The organism is Nocardiopsis xinjiangensis YIM 90004, assembly GCF_000341145.1.
In the GTDB taxonomy this organism is placed as follows: Bacteria; Actinomycetota; Actinomycetes; order Streptosporangiales; family Streptosporangiaceae; genus Nocardiopsis; species Nocardiopsis xinjiangensis.
In genome coordinates this window covers 209,701-231,163 of record NZ_ANBE01000003.1, presented here as the reverse complement: position 1 = coordinate 231,163, position 21,463 = coordinate 209,701, and the positions used below count along the sequence as shown (strand labels likewise).

General features: G+C 64.8%; 21 protein-coding genes, 1 tRNA gene and 2 pseudogenes. 13 read left to right on the top strand and 11 right to left on the bottom strand.

All coding sequences use genetic code 11. The features are described 5' to 3' along the window. Nucleotides 1-3: 3 nt before the first annotated feature. From D473_RS0101525 to D473_RS27020, 5 genes are all read right to left on the bottom strand, one after another. Nucleotides 4-1,413, bottom strand: a complete 1,410-nt coding sequence (locus D473_RS0101525) for an MATE family efflux transporter (RefSeq protein WP_152436728.1) — start codon at nucleotides 1,411-1,413, stop codon at nucleotides 4-6. Between the two features lie 6 nt (nucleotides 1,414-1,419). Beyond that, nucleotides 1,420-3,318: a RiPP maturation radical SAM C-methyltransferase gene (locus tag D473_RS26220; RefSeq protein WP_083917882.1), complete on the bottom strand. Its 1,899-nt coding sequence runs from the start codon at nucleotides 3,316-3,318 to the stop codon at nucleotides 1,420-1,422. 116 nt (nucleotides 3,319-3,434) lie between these two features. Beyond that, nucleotides 3,435-5,054 (bottom strand): FAD-dependent monooxygenase, encoded by a 1,620-nt coding sequence (locus D473_RS26215; RefSeq protein WP_083917881.1) that lies wholly within the window; start codon nucleotides 5,052-5,054, stop codon nucleotides 3,435-3,437. Beyond that, nucleotides 5,048-6,043 carry an aminotransferase class I/II-fold pyridoxal phosphate-dependent enzyme gene (locus D473_RS26210; protein WP_161626401.1) on the bottom strand — a complete coding sequence of 332 codons (996 nt, stop codon included), beginning with the start codon at nucleotides 6,041-6,043 and terminating at the stop codon, nucleotides 5,048-5,050. Before D473_RS26210 ends, D473_RS26215 begins: the two co-directional genes overlap by 7 nt. Nucleotides 6,044-6,096: 53 nt before the next feature. After that, a complete protein-coding gene (locus D473_RS27020; RefSeq protein WP_152436727.1) occupies nucleotides 6,097-6,555 on the bottom strand; it encodes a hypothetical protein in 459 nt (152 codons plus the stop codon). Nucleotides 6,556-7,187: 632 nt separating this feature from the next. On the opposite strand from D473_RS27020, the pseudogene D473_RS25940 reads away from it, so the two are divergent. From D473_RS25940 to D473_RS28770, 4 genes and pseudogenes are all read left to right on the top strand, one after another. Next, nucleotides 7,188-8,276 (top strand): annotated as a pseudogene (locus D473_RS25940) (IS701 family transposase); the annotation flags it as partial. 197 nt (nucleotides 8,277-8,473) lie between these two features. Next, complete coding sequence (locus D473_RS0101510; protein WP_017607326.1) at nucleotides 8,474-9,244, top strand: phosphotransferase; 771 nt, start codon at nucleotides 8,474-8,476, stop codon at nucleotides 9,242-9,244. Between the two features lie 49 nt (nucleotides 9,245-9,293). Next, nucleotides 9,294-9,926 carry a glycosyltransferase gene (locus D473_RS28615; protein ID WP_083917879.1) on the top strand — a complete coding sequence of 211 codons (633 nt, stop codon included), beginning with the start codon at nucleotides 9,294-9,296 and terminating at the stop codon, nucleotides 9,924-9,926. A 219-nt stretch (nucleotides 9,927-10,145) separates the two neighbouring features. Further along, a pseudogene (locus D473_RS28770) lies at nucleotides 10,146-10,363 on the top strand (tyrosine-type recombinase/integrase); the annotation flags it as partial. A gap of 240 nt (nucleotides 10,364-10,603) precedes the next feature. Here the strand turns inward: D473_RS28770 and D473_RS0101495 are convergent. The 3 genes from D473_RS0101495 to D473_RS0101485 all read right to left on the bottom strand — a co-directional run bounded on the left by D473_RS0101495 (nucleotide 10,604) and on the right by D473_RS0101485 (nucleotide 12,417). Next, nucleotides 10,604-10,679, bottom strand: a tRNA-Lys gene (locus D473_RS0101495). 111 nt (nucleotides 10,680-10,790) lie between these two features. Then, nucleotides 10,791-11,861, bottom strand: coding sequence for an ArsO family NAD(P)H-dependent flavin-containing monooxygenase (locus D473_RS0101490; protein WP_017607323.1), 1,071 nt, complete (start codon nucleotides 11,859-11,861; stop codon nucleotides 10,791-10,793). 79 nt (nucleotides 11,862-11,940) lie between these two features. Then, nucleotides 11,941-12,417 (bottom strand): hypothetical protein, encoded by a 477-nt coding sequence (locus D473_RS0101485; protein WP_017607322.1) that lies wholly within the window; start codon nucleotides 12,415-12,417, stop codon nucleotides 11,941-11,943. Between the two features lie 172 nt (nucleotides 12,418-12,589). On the opposite strand from D473_RS0101485, the gene D473_RS0101480 reads away from it, so the two are divergent. From D473_RS0101480 to D473_RS0101460, 5 genes are all read left to right on the top strand, one after another. Further along, nucleotides 12,590-13,351 carry a DsbA family protein gene (locus tag D473_RS0101480; RefSeq protein WP_017607321.1) on the top strand — a complete coding sequence of 254 codons (762 nt, stop codon included), beginning with the start codon at nucleotides 12,590-12,592 and terminating at the stop codon, nucleotides 13,349-13,351. A 3-nt stretch (nucleotides 13,352-13,354) separates the two neighbouring features. Continuing rightward, entirely contained in the window at nucleotides 13,355-14,218 is an 864-nt protein-coding gene (locus tag D473_RS0101475) for a cytochrome c biogenesis CcdA family protein (RefSeq protein WP_017607320.1), read from the top strand. Continuing rightward, on the top strand, nucleotides 14,215-15,474 hold the full coding sequence (locus D473_RS0101470; RefSeq protein WP_017607319.1) for a hypothetical protein: 1,260 nt from the start codon (nucleotides 14,215-14,217) through the stop codon (nucleotides 15,472-15,474). The genes D473_RS0101475 and D473_RS0101470 overlap by 4 nt, the downstream gene beginning before the upstream one ends. 95 nt (nucleotides 15,475-15,569) lie before the next feature. Further along, nucleotides 15,570-15,947, top strand: a complete 378-nt coding sequence (locus D473_RS0101465) for a BlaI/MecI/CopY family transcriptional regulator (RefSeq protein WP_026126496.1) — start codon at nucleotides 15,570-15,572, stop codon at nucleotides 15,945-15,947. Further along, nucleotides 15,944-16,909: a M56 family metallopeptidase gene (locus tag D473_RS0101460; RefSeq protein ID WP_017607317.1), complete on the top strand. Its 966-nt coding sequence runs from the start codon at nucleotides 15,944-15,946 to the stop codon at nucleotides 16,907-16,909. The genes D473_RS0101465 and D473_RS0101460 overlap by 4 nt, the downstream gene beginning before the upstream one ends. A 23-nt stretch (nucleotides 16,910-16,932) precedes the next feature. Here D473_RS0101460 and mug read toward each other — a convergent pair whose 3' ends face one another. Continuing rightward, entirely contained in the window at nucleotides 16,933-17,568 is a 636-nt protein-coding gene (gene mug / locus D473_RS0101455) for a G/U mismatch-specific DNA glycosylase (protein WP_017607316.1), read from the bottom strand. A gap of 183 nt (nucleotides 17,569-17,751) precedes the next feature. Here mug and D473_RS0101450 point away from each other — a divergent pair, with 183 nt between their 5' ends. From D473_RS0101450 to D473_RS28315, 4 genes are all read left to right on the top strand, one after another. Continuing rightward, nucleotides 17,752-18,186, top strand: a complete 435-nt coding sequence (locus tag D473_RS0101450; protein ID WP_017607315.1) for a PPOX class F420-dependent oxidoreductase — start codon at nucleotides 17,752-17,754, stop codon at nucleotides 18,184-18,186. Nucleotides 18,187-18,197: 11 nt separating this feature from the next. Further along, the gene (locus D473_RS0101445) at nucleotides 18,198-18,803 is read left to right on the top strand and encodes a TetR/AcrR family transcriptional regulator (RefSeq protein WP_017607314.1); all 606 of its coding nucleotides are present in this window, start codon (nucleotides 18,198-18,200) and stop codon (nucleotides 18,801-18,803) included. Between the two features lie 239 nt (nucleotides 18,804-19,042). After that, nucleotides 19,043-19,288, top strand: a complete 246-nt coding sequence (locus tag D473_RS0101440; RefSeq protein ID WP_017607313.1) for a PspC domain-containing protein — start codon at nucleotides 19,043-19,045, stop codon at nucleotides 19,286-19,288. Further along, the gene (locus tag D473_RS28315; RefSeq protein WP_017607312.1) at nucleotides 19,285-19,419 is read left to right on the top strand and encodes a hypothetical protein; all 135 of its coding nucleotides are present in this window, start codon (nucleotides 19,285-19,287) and stop codon (nucleotides 19,417-19,419) included. Before D473_RS0101440 ends, D473_RS28315 begins: the two co-directional genes overlap by 4 nt. A 69-nt stretch (nucleotides 19,420-19,488) precedes the next feature. Here D473_RS28315 and D473_RS0101430 read toward each other — a convergent pair whose 3' ends face one another. Together D473_RS0101430 and D473_RS0101425 are read right to left on the bottom strand one after the other, a co-directional pair. Then, on the bottom strand, nucleotides 19,489-20,814 hold the full coding sequence (locus tag D473_RS0101430) for an MFS transporter (RefSeq protein ID WP_017607311.1): 1,326 nt from the start codon (nucleotides 20,812-20,814) through the stop codon (nucleotides 19,489-19,491). Nucleotides 20,815-21,011: 197 nt separating this feature from the next. Next, nucleotides 21,012-21,362 (bottom strand): metallopeptidase family protein, encoded by a 351-nt coding sequence (locus D473_RS0101425; RefSeq protein ID WP_017607310.1) that lies wholly within the window; start codon nucleotides 21,360-21,362, stop codon nucleotides 21,012-21,014. Nucleotides 21,363-21,463 lie beyond the last annotated feature (101 nt).

Here is a 21,463-nt window from a genome sequence, read left to right as displayed (position 1 = left end):
GGATCAGACTTTTGCGCTTGTGCGCAGGAAAGAACTTCCCTGCCCGAGCAGGAGGCCGAACGTGGTGACCGCGTAAGCGGACCAGAGCAGGGGGAGCCCCCCAACGGAAACCAGCGGGAACGTCAGCAGGACTAGCAAGCCGTAGCAGAACAGGAATGTGTACATGGCTGGTATGGTTCGCTTCAGGGCTACCAAGCCCATCCCGGAAACCACTTGAAAACTGTCGAACAGCGCGACCAGAAACACGAGTGGTAGCAATGCGGCGACCATGGCCCGCACCTCAGGATCATGGGTGAGAACGCTGAGTGCCGGATCGGCCACGGACCAGAGCGCCACGGCACTGGCCAGGGTAAGAGGAACAGAAACCGAGTAGCCCGAAAATACTGTTATTCGAACTTCGGCCAGATCCCTCCGCTTCGCAGCCTTGGCGATGTAGGGGACCGTGGACTGGCCTACAGAAAGAGAGGGGAAGAACAGGAGATTTGCGAAGAGCACCAGGAACTGATGTGCTGCTGCGGCCTCGGATCCGATCCGCGCCACTGCCACGATGAGAACGCTCAATGACACGGATTTGATCAGAAGTGTGGAACCGGTGGGAAGCCCGACCTTGGCGATCTTCCACATCCCGGTCAAACTGGGAGATCCGGACAGTACAGAAAGTTTCTCAAGGACTGGGATGCGGCGTACCGTGAACCAGGTGAGTGCCAGCGTGATCGTGCTACCGAGGAGCGTCGCCAGACCTGCGCCAGCCAATCCCATCCCGAAAAACGGACCGGGACCGAGGACAAGTGTGGGCACAAGGATAAATGACAAGAGCGTGTGCACCAGACCAAGCACAAACACGGTTCGGTTCCTGCCCAGAGCGACCAATATAACCGTCGCTGATGCCGACAAGGAGACCATAACCGCATGACAGCCAATGAAAAGCGGGTAGACTCCCAGTGCAGAGCGTGTGCCGTCAGTGACTCCGAACACAGCCGCCAACAACGGAGTGGCTAAGATGAAGAATCCAGCTGTGAATCCCATGAGAAGAGCCAGCCATATACTGTCGCGTATGACCGTAGTCAGGGCAGCGGAATCCTCCTCGTTCTCCGCGATAAAAGGCATTGAGCCTCGTAGGGCTCCTTGAACGACCATGATGGTTGGCGCAAGAAGTGCGGTCACGAGTGCGTGTGCAGCCAGTGCTTCGGTCAGCAAGTTTCCGAGAACTCCGGCAGACACCAGAGCACCAGAAAATGACGCGACCATGGAGAAATAAAGAGGCAAGGCCTTTTTGAGGATATCGAAGGCACGCGAAGAAACTTTTATGCCTTGTGAATTTCCTTCCTTTATTCCCATAGCCGCAGCCTGCATTTTAATCGGTTTTCCCTTCAAAGTCCCCTCCGTGCTTGCGCCAGAAACGCCAGATGGCACCCCGGGTCAGTATTGGAAAGGCAAAGCCAAGGCGAAAATCCTGCCTTGATCCTCGATGAGAAGCCCTTCGTCCAGGCAACGGTCGATGTGGCAATTGATCTCATCTTCTGACGGATTTTCGGGAAGCTGTCCTACCTCCTTCACCAGACGGGATCGACTCTTGAAGTTATCCATGCAGGCATTGTAGGAATACGCCTGCCAGCCGTTCATGGAAATTCGGCGGGCTGGGGAATTTCTCCTATCCAAAATTTCCAGCCAACCGGGCCCCCTCCGGGCAAACATCGTAGGCCGATTCCCCTTCCTCCAAAGCGCTTTCCAATTTTCCACAGCTTCCGAGAGTTCGCCCAGAACTGAAGGACTTGCAACTTCATTGATATCGGCATCGAAAAAATAGGAAACATCTTCAGTTCTGACCTGATTTTGTGGGTACACATGGTAGTAGGAGCGCCTTGGTCTGATGTTTTTGATATGTGAACTGTGGCCATTAAAATAGGGACTGAAGCGCTCCAGCCAAATGGGATTAACACCGTTGGGTGGTTCCAAATGATGGAGCAGTGGGATCAGGTCGGCCTGGAGACGGTAATCCTCATCCCGCTCTCCTGGAAAACCGGAGAGTATGTTCCAGTGAACGGATATATTGAAATGAAGCGCCCACTTTAGGAGGCGGATGTTGATAATTGAGTCCGAGCCCTTCCTCATGAGCTTGAGGACATTACTACTCAGGCTCTCGATTCCGGGCTGAACAGCAGTGACACCTGCACTGGCGAGGGCATGAACCTGACCGCGATCTAAATTAGCCTTCACTTCGAAGAATAGGGAAAGCGTCCAGTCACTGTCAGCCATACTCCCACAGAACTCACCCAGATATTTCATGTCAAGGATATTGTCTACCGCAGCGATCGCGGAGATCTTGTAATTTCGGAGAAGTGCTTCCATCTCCGCGAAGGCCCGCTCTGGAGATTTCGCCCGGTAATCCATGCCCAACGCGTTCAATCCACAGAAGGTGCAGTGGTGCTTGGCTCCCCACCAACAACCACGGGAGAACTCAATGAGCAATTCTACTCGTCGCTCCCGAAGGAGGCTATCGCCACCGTATTTACCCAAGGTCTCAAAGTAATCCGTGTAATCTGGAGTGGGTATAAGATCGAGATCCACAATGGAAGGTGCTCGTACCTCCTGCGTGGACGGAGTGATCGAAGTGTGGCGAGAGAGAACTCCCGGTATCCTGATATCTGTCTCACCCAGGGAGACTCTTCGTACGAGCTCAGGGAAAGCCGCCTCACCTTCGCCGATCACTGCAAAATCGATAAAATCGTGCGCCCGAAAAAATTCTAGCCCCATAACTCCATCAAAATTTGCACCACCAAAGGTGATGGGAATCTCTGGAAATCTCTCTTTTATCCTCCTAGCGAGCGCCAAGGATGAAACATTCTGCATGAATGTCGAAGAGAAGCCAATCAGGTCATATTTCATCCAGTCTCTCTGGGACACTTCGTCAAGCCACGCCGGAAGACGCTTCTCTCTAAGAGAAATAAGCCCCTCCTCGCCGATATCGAAATTCTTTGCAGTTTCGAGCACTTCGGGGAAATCTATAATATAATCCCTGGTGCCTCCGGCGTCAGACATGTAAGAGGCACGGCTAAAAAGCCACTCCCCAAGCAGTGTGACACGTTCGGAACTCAAGTCACTGAAAGCCTCGTAAACATCGACTCCGAGGTCTGCTGCGAGTTCAATGTTCAGGTAGTGGACGTCGACCTCATGCCCGCCGGCTTCGAGCACAGACTTCAAGAGTCCGCACTGGATGGATGGAGTATCTACCCGTGACCAGGGCATGTTGATCAGGGCTACTCTGGAGACCCGAGTGGGAAGAACCGAAGACCTTTTGTGTGGCCACAAAATTTCCATGTTACCAACCTTCGATTTGGATAATGGAAGTTCCAGAAACCTATGCTTCCCGGGGTTTCACGGCACCTCCTCCAATGGATAAATTCATCGATGCGAAGTCCTATATCGAAGCGAAGTCACGAACCTCCTTGCATTGATCGCAGAAAGGAACCAAAGGAATCAAATATCTTCTCCGGAGGGCGGCCCATGTCTGATTCAGATCTGAGAGCCACATAACCGTCGGGGCGAACGATAAGGGCACCAGTTCGACTCACGACCGGAGCCGGCCCGCCATGAGTGACGTCCGTTACTTCCACACCAAGCTGTTGGACCTGAATGCCCGGTGCTTTCATCGGTGGGTTCTCCAGAAATTCTCGCCATCCGTGTGCATGCTGGCCAAGGAGGGCCAAGTAGCGATAGCCGGCCAGTTGAGACGTCCCCAGCGTGCCACGAGACGTACGGAAGAGCCGGTGCGGCGCCCGGTAGCCGACCTGACCAGACGGATCCCCTGGATCCTCCCAGCAAACGTCTTCGACCTGAACGTCCTGGTTCGACCAACGAGAACTGCCTCTCATGCCGAATCCGAAAACGGAGGTGATGTACGGTGCAGTTTCTCCACATATCTCGGCTTTGAGGTGCCAGGCTTGTCGGTTGGCGTAGTAGCCGAAAGCCTGTTGAGCGACGAATCGGGCGAAAGATCGGCGTTCGTTTGAATATTGGTCGAGAGCTTTCACGGAATCTGTTCCCTCGACGACCTCTGCTAGGCGCCAGGCCAACTCGGCTCCGTCCTGGATCGCGGAGTTTCCTCCAAAACCTCCGACCGACGGAATAATGTGTGCCGCGTCTCCCGCGAGCAGGAGTCTACCGTCACGCAAGGAGCGCGGTATACGTTCGGCCATGGTCCAACTGGTCACCTCACCTACGCCGACCTCCAGGTCGTCGATCCCTGAGACCTCGCGGACGAGTTCCTCAGCGAACGTCCTGTCCTCGGTATAGCGTTCGCTCGCTTTAGGGACTTCCATGGAAAGAACATATCGGCCACGGATATCTGTTGAATGCAACGTACCAAGCCCGCGCTTCGGATGACGGATGAAGAAGAGAACCTCTTCAGCCTCGATTGTGTCGAGGAGATCGGCAGAGAAAACGATGCGGATATACGTGGATATGTCTCCCCTACCGTCGGTGGCGATGTCCATGCTTTCTCTCAGGAACGAGCGTGGTCCATCGGCTCCAACGATCCAGGAACTGTCAACAAGCCTTGAAAATCCTGTTTTTCTGTCTTCAACCATCACAGTGATACCGTTGTCGCCTTTCCAGATCTCCGTGAGGTTGCTTTCGAAGTCCACCCGAACTCCTAGAGAAAGGGCTCGAGCCACGAGCATGCGTTCAAGGTTCTCTTGGGAGATCATGCCCCAAGCACTCGAACTGATATTTGCGGTGTCAGGTGGCGTTTTTCCGAAGTCTTGCAATTGCTGAGTGAAATCCTCCATGAGTGCTGTACGCCGAGTCCGTGTACGCGATTCGTCTTGAGCTAGGATGCCCTCCTCCAGGTCGAGAAGTGCCAGGAGTTCCATGGTCCTCGCACTGATTCCACGGGCCTTCGGTTGTACCGACGTTGATGCTCTCCTCTCGATCACCGTTGACTTGATATTCTGCTTTGCGAGGAAACAGGCGGTGGACAGTCCAGCGAACCCTGAGCCTACAATCAAAACAGGATTGAACTCTCGCTCTCGAAGTATTTTTTTGCCATTTACCATCTATCGTTATTTCTCTCTGTTGTTAAAGAAATTAGACCGTCTAGAGTCCGTTGATTAGCAGTCACTCGCAAGAGTCCGATATTCGAGTGTAGTTTGCTTGAAGTGCATTCAACTATACCCTCCAGTATTTTCCTAGGAATTCCTTTCGTGGGTATCGAAACAAAATTTGTCTGTGATCTCGGTATTTCTAAACCCGGCAGGATACGGTGAATTAGGCCTTCAACGCGGCGGCGTAGAGCAACCGCGTCTTCTACCGCTTCACGCCTCCAAAAGTCTCCGTCATCCGAGAATAGGGTCATGAGGGAGGCGAGTTGAAGATAATCCATAGAGAATGTTTGCGACATTTTTGATAACTGATGAATAATTTCGGATTTGGCGAAGATCAGGCCAAGGCGAATTCCGGCTAGACCGTATGCCTTCGAAAGACTCAGGATGGAGATGGTATTTGTTTTTGTCAGCTCCCTCATGCTCTCCGTATGTGGATAATCAGAGAAGAGATCATAAGTCAGATCGAGCACTACCCCTGAGGATACTTCTGAGGAATCGAAAATGGACTCTCGCGTGTAAACAAAACCTGTGGGGTTCTCAGGCGAGCACACCACGGTCCAGGCTTCCGGGAAGCCGTGGCAAGCCGGCTCATCACCAGAAGGGTAATATGATAATTCCATCCCAAGATCTTTAGCAATCATGGAGAATCCGAAATAGCTTGGATCAGGGATGTTAAGAGCGAGGCCCTGGCTTTGCACAAATCTGAAGGCCAGGTGCAGTCCCTCAGTGCACCCACGGACTAGGAGGACGTTTTCTTCCTCGACCCCATATGAGTCTGAAATGGACTTGATCAGCCCTGGCTGGGTTCGGTTGGGATATCGACGCCAGGGGGTGTTCCCCACGGTTTCGAGAACGCGGTACTTGAACCATGCAGGGGGATCCTGATTAGCTTCTGTCAAATCGACACCCGGCGGAGGAATTTCAAGGGGAATCTCGTTCACATTCTTCCCTTTCACTAGTTTCCCAGTCTGTCGGTCGAGTTCCCGCTTACCTTTTATTTTCCGGCCGCATTGATGGTCTCAAGGTCAAGTCCCATTTCATTCATTAAGTAGAGGCAGAAGGACCAGCAGCGCGCCCCTTCCACTGTAAAGTTTCCGAAAGTCTGGACATAGTCAGGTATCCAGGACGCGAGTTCATCTATCGAGTTTCCGATTCCGTTTTGACTCGCGTAGTCCTTGAACGGCAATGACGTGTGGTGCAAGAATTTCTTTCCTGGCAACCGTTCACAGAGTTCGGCATAGAAGACGGTTTGCAGGATCAGCTCATGCCAGACATCGTCGGCTTCTTGCGTGAGAGGCATGAACTTTCCCTCGCCATTTTTGGAGGTAAGATACAGGAAACGCATGCACTCCTCGGCCTGAACTGAAAGAGCATCGCTTTTTCGTTCCAGGAATCTACCTTCCAAATGTTCTTTTATTTCTTTCGTCAAGTACTCCGAAGTGATGCTTCTCATTAATTTCCCTAACTTTTATTGCGGTTTTATTGAGTTGATCGGGTGGGTTCATTGTTGATGCCATAATAGGGGTCCGCCGCCCCACTTTTGAGCTGCGGACCCCCTCTCCCCCTACTTGATGTCCGCCCAGCAGTTCTTGGCGTACTCAGAGAGGGTTTCGTTTTCGTCGTTCTCGATCGAGTCAGTGACGAGATCCTTGATTTCTTCAATAGTCATCGATGCTTTCCTTTCTGTCTAGTTCTCAGTCCAGGGCGCTAGTAGGGTACCGTCGATTCCAGTCGGAATCTAGGGACTTGGTCATGTTTATTTGTGGGAGGATTTTGTTGTTCGTGTTGCTGTAGTGGTTGCGGGTCCTCGTGCACCATTTGCAGGGATGAATGATTAGCCAAGGTAGGCCAAGAATTTTTCGTCCTGCTTCCTCGGAGTTGGAGTACCAGCATGCCCAGTACGGCAGCCGCACTTTGGGGTGTGAGCTGGGAAGAGACCGCTGATCGACACGGTGTTGTGATCGGTTCGCCAGACACAAGAACGGCCGCCCGAAGATCGTTGCTGTGTGAAGAGACAAAAACCACGGGCGGCCGCTGCCCTGATGTTAGAGGCCCCAACGAGCCGAAGACGACCTCAACGCCCTCATGGAAGGCATACGCGGCTGCTTCGCCCGCCTCCAGCCGTGGCTGACCGCCCTCGGCTACGTCCGGGCAGTCCTGTCTGAGGTGCCCAAACGCAACGGGTGGGCCATCGCGGAGTGGATCGGCCACCGGACCCCCGACAAGGTTCAGCGACTGCTGAACCGGGCCTGCTGGGACAGCGGCCAGGTGATGCGAACGGTCCGCGCTCATGTAGTCCAGGGCCTGGATGCGCAGGCCCAAGCCTCCAGCATGAGGATCGGGGCGCTGGACGAGACCGGCCAAGAGAAGAAGGGCCAGCACACCGCAGGGGTCAAACGCCAGCACATGGGCTGCGCGGATGGGGTGGCCAACGGGATCAATACCGTGCATCTGTCCTATGTGCGCGGCGGGGTCGGACACTCCCTGATCGGATGCGAGCAGTGGATCCCCGCCGAGCATCTCGACGATGCGGCCACGGCCGCCCGAATGGGGCTGCCACAGGACCTGGAGTTTGCGACCAAGGGGCAGCTGGCCACCAGGATCCTGGCCCAGGCCCAGGCCCAGGCCCAGGCCCAGGCCGAGGGGGTCCTCTTCGATTTCGTGTGCGGTGACGAGGTCTACGGCAACAGCCCTGGCCTGCGCCGCTACTGCGAGCGCGAGCAGCAGGGCTACGTGCTGCGCGTGCCCGCCAACTTCCCGGTGGTTCTGGGGGAGGGAACCAGCACCACGTGCAAGCAGATCGTGCGCACCCACCTGAGGCAGAAGAAGCGGTGGCAGATCCTCTCCGCCGGGGGAGGGGACAAGGGCCAGCGCTACTACGCCTGGGCCTGGGTGGGCACCAACTCGGCCCAGCACTGGCTTTTGGTGCGCAAACACCTGACCACAGGCGCGTTGGCCTACCACCTGTGCTTCGCGGCCCCAGGACAGCCGGCGACGTTGCGGCGGCTGGTGAACGCGGCGGGGATGCGGTGGCCCATCGAGGAGGATTTCGAGTTCGGTAAGGACCTGTTCGGTCTGGACCAGGCCCAGGTCAGGCTGTACGGGGCGATCGGACGCCATACCGTGCTGGTTATGCTCGCCTTGGCGGTGTGCGCGGTGGCCGTCGCCCGTTCCTCCTGTTCTCCAGCCGACCAGGCCGCTATCCGCGCGGCCATGAGCGCTCACGGCGCTGAGGAACTGCCGTTCTCCTTCTCCGCTTCAAGCACCCGGTCGGTGGCACCGGACCCGTGAGAACGGAAGGCAGCGGCCCGCGTAGCCCGAGTCCGACGATTCCGGTATCCGACAACCCACAACGACGACGAGGGCAGAACATGAGTGAAGGCAACGAACTCCGCGGCGGTGTGAACGTGGTGTACCGCAGCGGCGACGCCGTCCACCGCCCGGCCACGGCGGCGGCACCGACGATCCACCGCCTGCTCCGCCATCTGTACGACCAGGGCTTCGACGGTGCGCCGCAACCGCTGGGCTTCGATGCCGAGGGCAGGGAGGTGCTCAGCTTCCTGCCCGGTGAGGTGCATGAGTCGCTGGCCCCCGGCCTGCGCACACCGGAGCTGCTGACGTCGGCGGCCGAACTGCTGCGCCGCTTGCACGACGCCGGCGCCACGTTCCCGGCTGCGCCCGAGGACCGTTGGCAGATGCCGTCCCGCACGCCGACCGAGGTCGTGTGTCATGGCGACACAGCCCCCTACAACTGTGTGGTGCGCGACGGCCGCGCAGTCGGCTTCATAGACTTCGACACCGCCCACCCGGGCCCGCGCGTGTGGGACCTCGCCTACGCCGCCTACCGGTTCGCCCCGCTGCATGCCCCAACCAACCCCGACAGCTTCGGCGGCCCCCGCGAGCAGGGCCGGCGTGCGGCCGCCTTCTGCTTCGCCTACGGCCATCGGGCCGACGCGCGACTGCTGGAGGCGGTGACCGAGCGGCTGGAGGCGCTCATCGCCTACATGCGCGAGCAGGCCGAGCAGGGAAGCGCCGCGTTCCAGGCCCACATCGCCGACGGTCACATCGACCTCTACGAGACCGACATCGCCTATCTCGACGCGCACCGCGACACACTGCTGCGCGCCTTCTCCGAGGAGTGACCGATGCCGCGCACACTGCTGCTGACCCCGTGGTATCCACCATCGCCCGATGGGGCCGAGACATACGCGCAGCGGCTGTTCACCCACGCACCGAACTTCGGATGGGCCACCTCGGTGGCCACCGAGGGCCGGGCGGCCCGGAACTCCGGTGCGTCTCCGAGGAACAGGCCGGAGTGCACCGGCTGTCCCGCTAGGTCGACCAGTTGGCCGACCCCGGCGGGTGGCCTGGCGTTCCATGCAGTTCGCCGTGCTCGACGAACTGGAGGAGGCGCTGGCTGGCGCCGCGGCGCCCGATCTGGTGCACGCCAACAGCATCGAGACCGCCGTCCTCGGCCGTATCGTCGCTGACCACCACGGCGTCCCACTGGTGTGCACGATCCACGAGCACGCCCCGCAGGCCGAGGCCTATGGGAACGGCCGCACCCGGCTCGCGTTCAACAGGCTGGCCCGAGGCGGTGATCGCGCCGAGCCGGTTCTACCGCGAGAGGGCACTGGCCGCGGGGGTTCCGCCCGAGCGCGTCCACCTGATCCCGCACGGAGTGGAGATCCCGGACGGCCCGCCCGCCCGTCCTTCCGGCGGCTACGGGCCGGGTCGGGGCCTGCCTGCCGACACATGGCTCACGCTTGGCTGGTGCCGCGGCCGGAAACGTTCACCCGGTTGAGCGATCGGTGCCAGAGCTGACCGCAACACCAGCAGTCAACCCTGGAAGCCGCGGTGTCCGCACCCCCAAAGCCCGCAGACTCACCAACCTCTCAGGTCAGTACACCTAGGAGGAAACCCCTGGTCTGGACAGCGGACCGCGTCGCCCAGTGGGAGAAGGACGGAACGGTTCCGGGGGAGGTGATGATCTGACCCCCTGAGCAGACCATCCGCTTCCTGGGCCACGCCCGCAAGTACACGTGGTTGTTCCCGCTCTTCCACCTGATCGCGGTCAAGGGGTTGCGGCACGGTGCGGCGTCGATGGCCTGGCCGCAGGGATGGACGTCAAGGTGGTCTCAGCTGAACCCGGCCATGCCACGACCCACTTCACCCAGGGCACCTACCAGACGGTGTTCCCCGACGTGGCGAAAGCGGCGGCCGAGGCGACCGCCGCGATGCTCAAGCCCGCAGCTCAGTAGGACGGGGGCATCTTCGGGCCGTGAGGTTCGCCCTGCGGCCCTTTTCGAGTTCGTCATCGAGGAGCACCGGCCCTGGGGGCTCGAAGCCGGAACCGTCTGGAGGCCTGCAGAGCGAGGTCCTCAGTGAGGTTGGGGCAGCGGCGAGGCAGCCGAGCGCACACGGAGCCGAACCAGGGCTCCGGACGCACGAAAACCCCGGGTCCGAACTGATAGAAACGCGTTCTGACCTGGGGTTTTCCCTGGTAGGGCCCCGGGGGATCGAACCCCGAACCCGCGGATTAAAAGTCCGCTGCTCTGCCGATTGAGCTAAGGCCCCGTGCCTACGGCCCACGTCGATCGACGACGTCGCGCGTCGGCCGGGACAACTCTACCCCAGCGACGCACCGGCTGTTGAGTCGCCGGCCGCCGATCGGAGCGCACCCGGCGCTCACATCCGGTCCTCGTGTTCCAGAGCGTCGGTGACCGCGGCGACCGCGCCCTTGGCGGTGCGTCCGGCGCCGATGAGGGTCGCCGAAGCGAAACCCGTCCAGTCCCCGTATCCGACCAGGGACAATCGCGGTTCGGCCACCGAACGGTTGCCCTCCACGGGTACCCGCCCGTGTTCGTCGACCACACCCAGCGGGGCGAGGTGGTCGAGAGCAGAATGGAACCCGGTGCACCACAGGATCGCGTCGCACTCCAGGGAGCTCCCGTCGGACCACGCGACACCGCCGGTGGTGAGGCGTTCGAACATCGGCTCGGCCTTGAGCACGCCCCGGTCGCGTGCCTGCCGCACACTCGGGACCATGACGATGTCGCCGAGATCGCCCAGTTCAGAGCCGTCCTCGCCCCGACCGAGCCGGGTCGCCAGGTCGAACAGGGCCCGGGCGTCGACGTCGTCGGGCATGAACCGGGGCGGACGTGAGGTGGCCCACGTCGTGTCGGCGACCAGGGAGAGCTCGGCGATGATCTGCGCCGCTGAGTTGCCGCCGCCGACCACCACGACCCGCTGCCCGGCGAACTCGTCCGGGTTTCGGTAGTCGACGGTGTGCAACTGCCTCCCGGCGAACACCTCGCGCCGGGCAAGGCCCGGAAGGTGTGGTGCGGTCCAGCTCCCGGTCGCGCTCACCACGTGGCGTGCCCGCCAGACACCACGGTCGGTCACCACCCGTAGGCGCGCGCCGGACGCCTCCTGCTCGACCCGGTCCACGCGGACCGGCCGCCGCACGGGCATCCCGTACCGGCGCTCGTACTCGGTCAGGTACCGGACCACGTGCTGGGCGCTGGGGTACTCGTGGCCCTCTTCGGCGGGCATCCACCACCCGGGGAGCATGCTGTGGCCGGCGGGGGAGAACAGGCGCAGGGAGTCCCAGTACTCGGCCCAGGCCCCACCCGGACGATCGCGCTCGTCCAGGATCACGAAGTCGGCGCGGGCACGCCGCAGGAAGTACCCGGCGGCCAGTCCGGCCTGGCCGCCGCCCACGACCGCGACGTCGACGTTGCGTTCCCGGTCGCCCATGTGTCTCCTCCCTCTCCGGTCAGCTCTGTCGTCCAACACCGTGCCCGCCCGCGCCCATCCCGCGCGGGTGGGCACGGGCTCACCCGGCAGGGGCGCCGGTACGGACGCGGCAGGCGGCCGCGGTGCGCAGGCGGGCGCGCAGCGCCAGGGCCAGGAGCGCGAGCCCGGCGACGGCGAGCAGCGGCTGCAGGGGTGCGAACCAGCTCAACGCCCCGGAGGTGCCCAGGGCCATCAGCACGAGTGTGTTGCAGGTGGGGCAGCCGATCGCGAACCAGGCGAGCAGGCCGCCGACCAGGCCCCGGCGCGGCGTCGAACGGTCCTCGTCCTCCTCCGTGCGCTCCGGGGCCCGGCCGCCGTGGGGACGCGTGTAGGTGGCCAGCAGCAGCCCGCCGAGGGCAGCGGTGGCCACCCATACCGGGTACATCCACCAAACCGCCTCGACCTCACGGACGAACAAGTCGTTGGGCAGCAGCACCGATGGGGTCCCCAGCAGGACCAGAGCCCCTACCGTTCCCAGTGCCGCGGCCGTCCACTGCCGTACCGTCCACAGTCGCATCGTCGCCCGGTCCTCTCCCTCGCCGTGTCGCCCGGTCCCGGGGCCCGTGCACGGGACCGGTGTGCGGTCCGTGTGTCCCGGTGTCCGACGCGTCGTTCTTCTATGTAGCATAGAGGTGTTTCTATGGAGGGTAGAAGACCCCTCCCGGGTTCCGTCATGGAAGGTCCGGCGCATGCCGCAGCAGAAGAAGCAGGACGGGACACAGAGCTCCGGGGCGCTGTGGCCGCTCCTCGCGAGCGCGGTGCTCGTCCTGGTCGTGGTCGTGGGCCTGATCGCGTGGGCCGCCGACAGCGAGGACACATCCGACGACGGCACGGCCACCGACACCTCGGCCGCCGGCCAACAGGACGAGGCCTACGAGGAGGCCCGCGCCTTCGGGGAGACGCTCGCCCGCCGCGACGGCGAGGACCCGGCCGCACTCGGTGAGGAAGACGCCCCCATCGTGCTCATCGGCTACTCCGACTACCAGTGCCCGTACTGCGCACGCTGGGTCGAGGAGGTCCAACCCGAACTGGTCGAACGCTACGTCGAACCCGGCGACCTGCGCATCGAGTGGCGCGAGTTCCCCTACATGGGCGAGACCTCCCACATGCTCTCCGTCGGCGCCCACGCAGCCGGAGAGCAAGGCGCCTACTGGGACTACCACGAGGCCGTCTACGGCGCTCAGGAGACCTTCAAGGACGAGGACCCCGAGACCCTCGCCGACCTGCTGACGGGGGTCGCCGAGGACCAGGGCCTGGACGCGGAGCGCTTCGCCGATGACCTGGCCGAGGACGACCTGAACGCCGCGGTCGACGGCGACTTCGCCGAGGGGCAGCGGCTCGGCGTCAGCGGCACCCCGGCGTTCATCATCAACGGAACACCCGTGTTCGGTGCACAACCCCTCGATGTCTTCACGGACGCCATCGACACCGCCCTGGAACAGGAGGGCTGACCCGTGGACGTCGGATACCTGGCCGCACTGCTCGGCGGCCTGCTCGCCCTGCTCAGCCCCTGCAGCGCACTCCTGCTCCCCTCCTTCTTCGCCTACGCCTTCCGGGACACGGCCGGCCTGTTCACCCGCACCGCCGTGTTCTACGCGGGCATGTGCGCGACCCTCGTACCCCTGGGCGCGGGGTCGGCGATGGTGAGCGGCTTCTTCCACGGCAACCGCGACCTCCTCATCACCGCCGCCGGCTGGCTCCTCATCCTCTTCGGGCTCGCGCAGATCCTCGGCCTGGGCGTGAACATCGGCCCCCTCGCCCGCCTCCAAGGGCGGCTGGCCGGGCGTACCGGGGCCCTGCCCGTCTTCGGCCTCGGCGCGGTCTACGGGCTCGCCGGATTCTGCTCCGGCCCGATCCTGGGCGCCGTCCTCACCGTCGCCGCGACCGGCGGCACGGTCCGCGGCGGGCTCCTGCTGGCCTGTTACGCCCTGGGCATGGCCCTGCCCTTGTTCGTCCTGGCGCTCTTCTGGGACCGGTTCGACCTGGGCCGGCGTGCTTGGCTGCGCGGACGGTCCTTCACCGTCGGCCCGCTGACCCTGCACACGACGTCCCTGGTCTCGGGACTGTTGTTCGTCGTCATCGGTGCGCTGTTCCTGCTCTACGACGGCACCGCGTCCCTGCCCGCCCTCGGGGGATCCGGGGAGGAGGTCGCCCACCGGCTCCAGCTCCAGCTCTCCCAGCTCGGAGGCGTGGCCGACCTCCTGCTCGTCGCGGCGGCGGCGCTGGTGCTCTTCGGCGTGGGCCTGTACCGGCTGCGCGGGGGACAACGCTCCTCTGCCGAGGAGATCCCGCAAGAGCAGGAGGACCGGGCCCCGTGACCGTGCACGTAGGGCCGGGCCGTCCTCTCCGCGCGCTGGCAGCCGGCGCCGCTCTCGTCCAGGCCCTGGCGGCCTGCACGTCCCGAGAGGTGTCCGCGCCCGAGGACGCCGAACCCCGCGAGGACCCTCCGGTGCAGGCCACGGCCGCACCGGAGGCCGAACCGGCGCCCACCTTGGCCGGCGCACCTCTGTGGGCGGCGCCGTACTCCTCGCCACCGCAGCCGGCCGGAGACGGGTTCGTGGGCATGGCCATGCCCGAGCGGGGCGGGGGCGACCTCACCTTTCTCGGGATCGACGCCGAGGGCAGCACCCGGTGGTCCGTGACCCGCAACCCGAGTTGCACGGCGTTCGCCGTGACCAAGGACACCGACGGCCAGGACCTCGTGGTGCTCCTGGACAGCGACGCCGAGCCGGCGAGCGGTCTCCTGGCGACCAGGACCACGGCCGCCGCCTACGACCCCCTCGACGGGACGCTCGTGTGGGGTCCCACCGACGTTCCGGGAACACTGGTCGGCCCCGGGCTGCTCCTGGCCGCGATCGAGGGGTCGGTGATGAGTACCTCCACCGGGCCCAAGGTGGCGCTGGCCCCGGCGACCGGGGAGGTCGTCGCCGACGAGGAGGAAGACGGAACGGAACTCCTGCACGAGTACCAAGGCACCCTGCTCGCGAGGGAGGGTACCGAGCTGCGCTCCTCGGAATCCGGGAGCGGCGACGTGCTCTGGACCTCCGACGACCTCGACCCGCCCGAACACGCAGGACCCGAACCGGACGCGGTCGGTCCCGCCCCCGGACCCGCGCCGGAGAACGGCTACGCGGCCTCGGTGGTCCTGTCCTGGGCCGGTCCGGACGGGGAGCCTGCCGCCCACACCGTCCACGACCTGCGCACGGGAGACCGGCTCGTCTCGTTCCCCGGCCCGGAAGAACCACGCGTCGTCGGGGACAAGGAGGGTCTCACCGTGATCAGCGGTCCCCACCCGGACGGCGGGCAGCTCCTCGTCGGGCTGGAGGGCTCCCCGGCCGAGGAGCTGTGGCGCACCCGCCTTCCGGACGGTCCACGGCTCGACGCGGTCGTCGGCGACCATGCCTACCTCACCGACGGCGACCTCACACGGCTGGTGGACGCCGGCTCGGGCGCGAGCGAGGGGGAAGGGCCCTGGGCGGTTCCCGTGGCTGCGGCCGCGGACGGCACGGCCCTGGTCCCGGTCGCATCGGAAGGGCTCGGGGACGCCTTCGCGGCCTTCGCCCCCAGCGCATGAACCGGTGCGGGGCGGCCGAACCGTTCTCGGGCCGAGGACAGTGGAACGGGATCATTAGTCTGGGACGGACGATGGTGCACGAGAGTGTGAGGACGATGGACGAACCGCTGCCGGGACTGGGACCGCTGGAATCGGCCGTCCTCGACGTCATGTGGAGCGCCGGAGAACCGATGAGCGTCCGCTCGGTCGTGGACTCGCTCCCGGGCCGCACCCCCGCCTACACCACCATCTCCACGGTCCTGGAGAACCTGCGCCGCAAGGGATGGGTGGAACGCGACAGGGTGGGCCGTTTGTGGTTCTACCACCCCGTGCGCGATCGCCCCACCTACGCCGCCCAGCGCATGTCCGGGGTGCTTGCCGAGAGCGGGGACCCTCGAGCCACTCTCCTGCGGTTCGTCGACGACATGCCGCCCGACCAGGTCGAGGTCCTGCGCGGCCTGCTCTCGGACGTGCCGCGCGAGGAGGAACCGTGATCCTGATCGCGACCGCCGCCGGCTCGGCGGCCCTGCTCAGCCTCGCCGGCCCCGCGTTCGTGCGGTGGTGCGCACGCGCGGGCGACCTGCCACCGAGGTACCTGCTCGGACTGTGGACGGTCGCGCTCCTGGCCTGGACCATGAGCTGGACGACCCTGGTGTTCACCGTCGTGGCCGAGGTCATGGGCCCCGGGCTGAAGGGGTTCATGACCGCCTGCATCACCCTGATCCAAGCGGTGAGCAGCAGCGGAGCCGGGACGGTCGTGGCCGTGCTCGCCCCGGTCGCCGCCCTCGCCGCCGGCCGGCTCTGCTGGATACTCGTGCGCCGTTACGCCGGGTCGGTGCGCTGGCGACGGGCACACCACCGCGAGCTCACCGCCGGAGCGCGGCAGCGCTGCCTCGGCGGGCGCGACGTGTGGCTGCTGCAGGCCCGCCGCCCCGACGCCTACTGTGTGCCCGGCCGCCGGTCCGGGGTCGTGCTCACCCAAGGAGCCCTCGACGTCCTGTCCCACCGGGAGCTGCTGGCGGTTCTCGCCCACGAGGACGCCCACCTGCGCGGACGCCACCACGTACTCGTGGCCGCCTCCCGCCTGCTCGACACGGCCTTCCCGAGAGTGCCGCTGTTGCGAGCCGCGGCCGGTGAGGTGCCGGTCCTGGCCGAGTGGGCCGCCGACGACCACGCGGCCCGTACGGTGGGCCACACTCCTCTGCTGCACGCCATCGGCGCCATGGTGGCACCGGCCGAACCGGACCCCTCCGGCAGGTCCCTGGCCGCGTCCGGCGCCTGCCCGGTGCAACGCGCCCGCCGCCTGCTGCCCGGAGCGGCCTCCCGGACCGGGCGCTCCGCCCGCATGGCGGCCGCGTTCGCCGCGGTGGTCCTGCTGGCCGTGCCGCCCGCGGCGGTGTCGGGCGCGGCCGCGCTCACCGTGGCGGGTTCACCGCCCTGCGTCTGCACCATCTGACACTGCGCACCCTCCGGCCCAGGTCAGCGTGAACGGTCGGGCAGCCCTGCGGCCTCACGCAGACGGGCGTACTCCTCGGCCAGTTCCGCGGGTTTCCAGTGCGCGTTGCGTCCGCTCGGGTTCGGCAGCAGCCACACCCGGGTGCCCCCGAGGTGCTCCTCCCGCGGGCCGACACGTGCGTCCCTGAGCCCGAAGGCCGTCCGGTATCCGGTGATGCCGAGGAACGCCAGCCACGTCGGCCGATACCGCTCCATCTCCGCGCGCAGGCGCTCCCCTCCGGCCACGAGTTCCGCGCCGGACAGCTCCGACACGTCCCGGGTCGCACGCTCCACGAGGTTGGTCAGTCCCAGGCCCAGGGGCAGCAGTTCCTGCTCCCGGTCGGGGGTCAGGGTCCCGGGGGTGAACCCCGCCCGGGCCAGAGCGGGCCAGAAGCGGTTCCCCGGGGACGCGAAGTGGTGGCCCACCAGCGCCGTGGTCAGCCCCGGGTTCATGCCGCAGAAGACCACACCGAGCCCCTTCGCCATCACATGCGGCAGGGTCCGGTCCCGCGCGGTCTCCAGCTCCGCGCGGCTGCGGCCCCCGTACCCGCGTGTGGGACCGTTCCGCTGCGAACGCCGGGCCTTTCCGTGCCCGCCGGCCCCCTGCCCGTGTCCGTCCATGGCCGCGCCTCCCGCGTGGTCGCCTGCCTCCCGCCCGCGCCGGAACCTACCGCCGGCGCGGGGCCGTGCGGCCGGTACCGTCGGGCCGCACCGCTACGTGTGCAGGCTCTTCGGGCGCGTCACCCCGGTCCAGGCGCACGGGAGTTGGTGTACTCGGGGCAGCCAACCACACCAAGGAGCACCATGGCCTTCTCGGAGAAGCAGCAGGACGTCCTCCGCAAACCCGCGTTCGGGCACGTCGCCACACTCGGCCCCTCGGGCGATCCGCAGACCAGCCCCGTGTGGATCGACTGGGACGGCGCGTTCCTCAAGTTCAGCCAGACCACCACACGCCAGAAGCTCAAGAACCTGGAGCGTGACAGCCGGGTGGCCGTCTCGGTGACCGACCCCGACGACCCCTACATGTACGTCGAGGTCAGGGGCTCCGTCGACCGTGTCGAGGACGACCCGGACAAGGCCTTCATCGACGCCATGGCCCAGAAGTACCTGGGCACGGACTACCCCGGGCACAGCGCGGAGGAGACCCGAGTCATCGTGTACGTGCGGCCGGACCGGTTCGTCGGACGCTNCCGGCCCCCCGCCGCTCCTCAGGGCAGAGGCGGGTCGCCCACGCAGTGACGGAGAGGATCATGGGGCTTCGGGAACGCAAGAAGCGGGCAACGCGGCGTGCGCTCAGGGACGCCGCCGTGCGCCTGGTGCTGGAGCACGGCCTCGAGAACGTGACCGTGGAGGAGATCGCCGCCGCGGGCGAGGTCTCCACCCGGACCTTCTTCAACTATTTCGGCAGCAAGGAGGACGCGCTCCTGGGCGATGTCTCCCACGGGCCCGGCGAGGAGGCGGTGCGCACGTTCGCCGCAGGCGGTCCCACCGGGGGGTTCACGGATGATCTCGTCCAGCTCCTCACCGGCTTCCTCACCGACAGCGATGAGCTGACCTCCTGGCGGGAGGAAGCGCGCGTCAATTGGCAGCTCACCGAACGCGAACCCCAACTCCTGCCGGGGATGCTCGCCCGCCTTCACGACGTCGAGGTCCGGATCGCCGAGGCGGTGGCCGAACGCACCGGCGCCGCCGACGATGACGAGACCCCGAAGCTCATCGCGGGTGTGGCGGGCACGGTGGTGCGCTACGCCCTGGCCGACGCCGCGGAGCAACAGGAGACCGTCGGCAGTCTGCGTGCGGCCATGCGGGGCGCCTTCGACCGGCTGGGTGAGACCTTCCGTCCGTACGGTTCCTGACCCGGAACCGCACCCGCTCTCCTGTGGTCCCGCGCCCTTCCCCCGCACCCGCCTCTGCCTCTCCTCCGTGCCTGTGGCCCATCTCTCGGGAACGTGTGCCCCGTTCCCGGCGTCGAAGCTGTCGGAGGAGGTCGGCGGTGCCCTCCCGTCGCCTTCCCCGGGGCACCCCGGGAGAAGTCAGGGAAGGGCCAGGGGCCTCCCCGATGGGAAACGTCTCAGGGAGCGGGCAGCCTGTAGGTATGAGCAACAAACGCTTCCAACGCAGCAATGAAAAGCGGCTCCTGGCCGGTGTGTGCGGCGGTATCTCCGAGTACTTCGGCTGGGATTCCACCATCGTGCGCGTCGTGTTCGTCGTGCTCACGGCGCTGGGGTTCAGCGGGGTCTTCGTCTACGTCCTGGCCTGGCTGATCATGCCGGCCCAGGGCGAGCAGCGTTCCCTGTTGGAACAGATCATCCGCAACTTCCAAGGAAAGTCGAGCCAGTGACCATGCAGTGGACCCTTCGAGCCCACCCCGGGTGGCAGCGGCGCGAGCTCCGCGCCCGGTGTGAGGACCACGAGTCGGAGGAGGCACGGGAGCCCTCCTCCGACGTCCCGGCCGAGGCCCGGCCCGCCTGAGCTCAGGCGGGCCGGGCCTCGCCGTCCCTGCGGTGCCCGAACGCGGCACCGGGTGCCGGACGGGTCCGTTCAGACGGGCTGTTCCGACTCGTTCATCTTCTCGATGGTGTGCTCGGCCATGCGTGACCACGTGACCCCGAGCACGCCCCCCAGGATCACCCCGACCACACCGGCGCCGGAGACGACCGCCGCGGTACCGAACAGCTCCACGAAGAGCGATCCGAAGAGGATCCCGATACCCTGCACGGCCTGGAGCCCGGCCGCGACCAGCCCGAACGCCAGACCGCGGCCCTGCTCCGGTGTGCACAGCACGAACGCGGCGTTGGCGACGATCTGGTACGAGGCGGCCGCCCCACTGAGCGCGAGCGCCGTCACCACGAGCCACAGCGGCAGCGGCAGCAGCCACAGGACCAGCGGAACCGACGCGAGCACGGTCAGCGGCCCCATCCACCTCATGCGTGTGGGCGGCGGAACGAAGCGGGTGAGCAGGAAACCGCCGACGAGGGTGCCGATGGAGGGCCCGGCCATGATGAGCCCCGCGGCGCCGGCCCCGGCGCCCAACTCGTCGGCCATGGGGTTGGCGATCCCGTAGGGGATCATGTAGAGGCCCGCCACCCAGGCCATGAGGGCGAGCGTGCGCAGGCGCGGGTCGGTGAACACCAGCTTCGTCCCGCGGGTGGCCATGGCGATCAGACCGGGCCGGGCGCGGTTGCCGTCGGGGTCCGCGTTGGGGGAGGGGCGGGCACGCACACCGGCCGTGACCAGCAGGGCCGACAGCACGAAGATCGCGGCGTTGGCCATGACGGCGGTGTTCGGTCCGATGATGGAGACCACCACACCGCCGGCGATGAGCCCGATGAGCATGCCCAACTGGGTGGTCAGGTGGATGATCGCGGTGCTGGCGACGTAGCGCTCGCCCTGGATGATCTCGGCGAGCAGGGCGGCTCGCGCGGCGGTGAAGGGCACGGCGGGGACGAACGACAGGAACAGCAGGGTCCAGATCGCCCACACGGGCATGCCGGGGATCCCCACGGCCAGGATGAAAACCGCGCGTATCAGATCGCAGACGATGATCGCCTGCTTGCGAGGGAAGACGTCCGCGAGCCCGGAGAGCAGGGGGCCGGCGATGATCGGGGGCAGGAAGGTGACCGCGAGGGTGATACCCGCGGCGAAGGCCGAGTCCGTCGCCCGGTAGACGAGGACGCTCACGGCGATGTTGAGGAGGTTGGTCCCGATGATGGACAGGGCGTGGCCCAACCAGAGGTACCGGAACTCGCGGATCCGCATGACGTCGCGGTAGCTGCTCTTCCAGGTCGTGCCCTGGCTTTCGTCCCGGGGGCCGGAGGGGTCGTGGCCCTCGTCGTCGGGGTCGTGGTCGAGGCGCGGATTGCTCACCCGGCACTCCCTTGTCTGTTACTGGGTCGTGATCACGCTGTGTCGTGTCCCAATGACCAACAGTTCCGGAGTGCGCTGTGGCCCGCAAGCCGTTCCGGAGATTTCGTGGCTCATTCGTTGCTGCATGCAGTAGGGAGGGAATGCCTGTGGGGCGCCGGTTGTCCGGTGTTGCTCGGTTTCGGGTCGACCGCTCGGGTTCAGCCCCAGCCCAGGTCGGTGAGGCGGTCGTCGTCGATGCCGAAATGGTGCGCGATCTCGTGGACGACGGTGACCCGGACCTCCTCGACCACTTGCTCCTGGGACGTACAGATCGCGCAGATGTTGCGCTGGTAGATGTGGATCACGTCCGGCAGCACACCGAAGTAGGTGTCCCCGCGCTCGGTGAGCGGTACCCCCTCGTACACCCCCAGCAGGCCCTCGGGTGACTCCTCCTCGACGGTGATCACCACGTTGTCCATCAGCCGGGCCAGGTGTTCGGGGATCGTGTCCAGGGCATCGGCGACCAGTTCCTCGAATTCACGGCGTGTCAGTTCCACCACGCCCGCCATTGTGTCGCCCCGCGGGCCCGTGCGGGAAGGGAGCGGAAGAACCACAGGTGGCCCGCGCGGACCGGCAACTTCTGTGGGAAGAGACATAACACTCGGGAGCG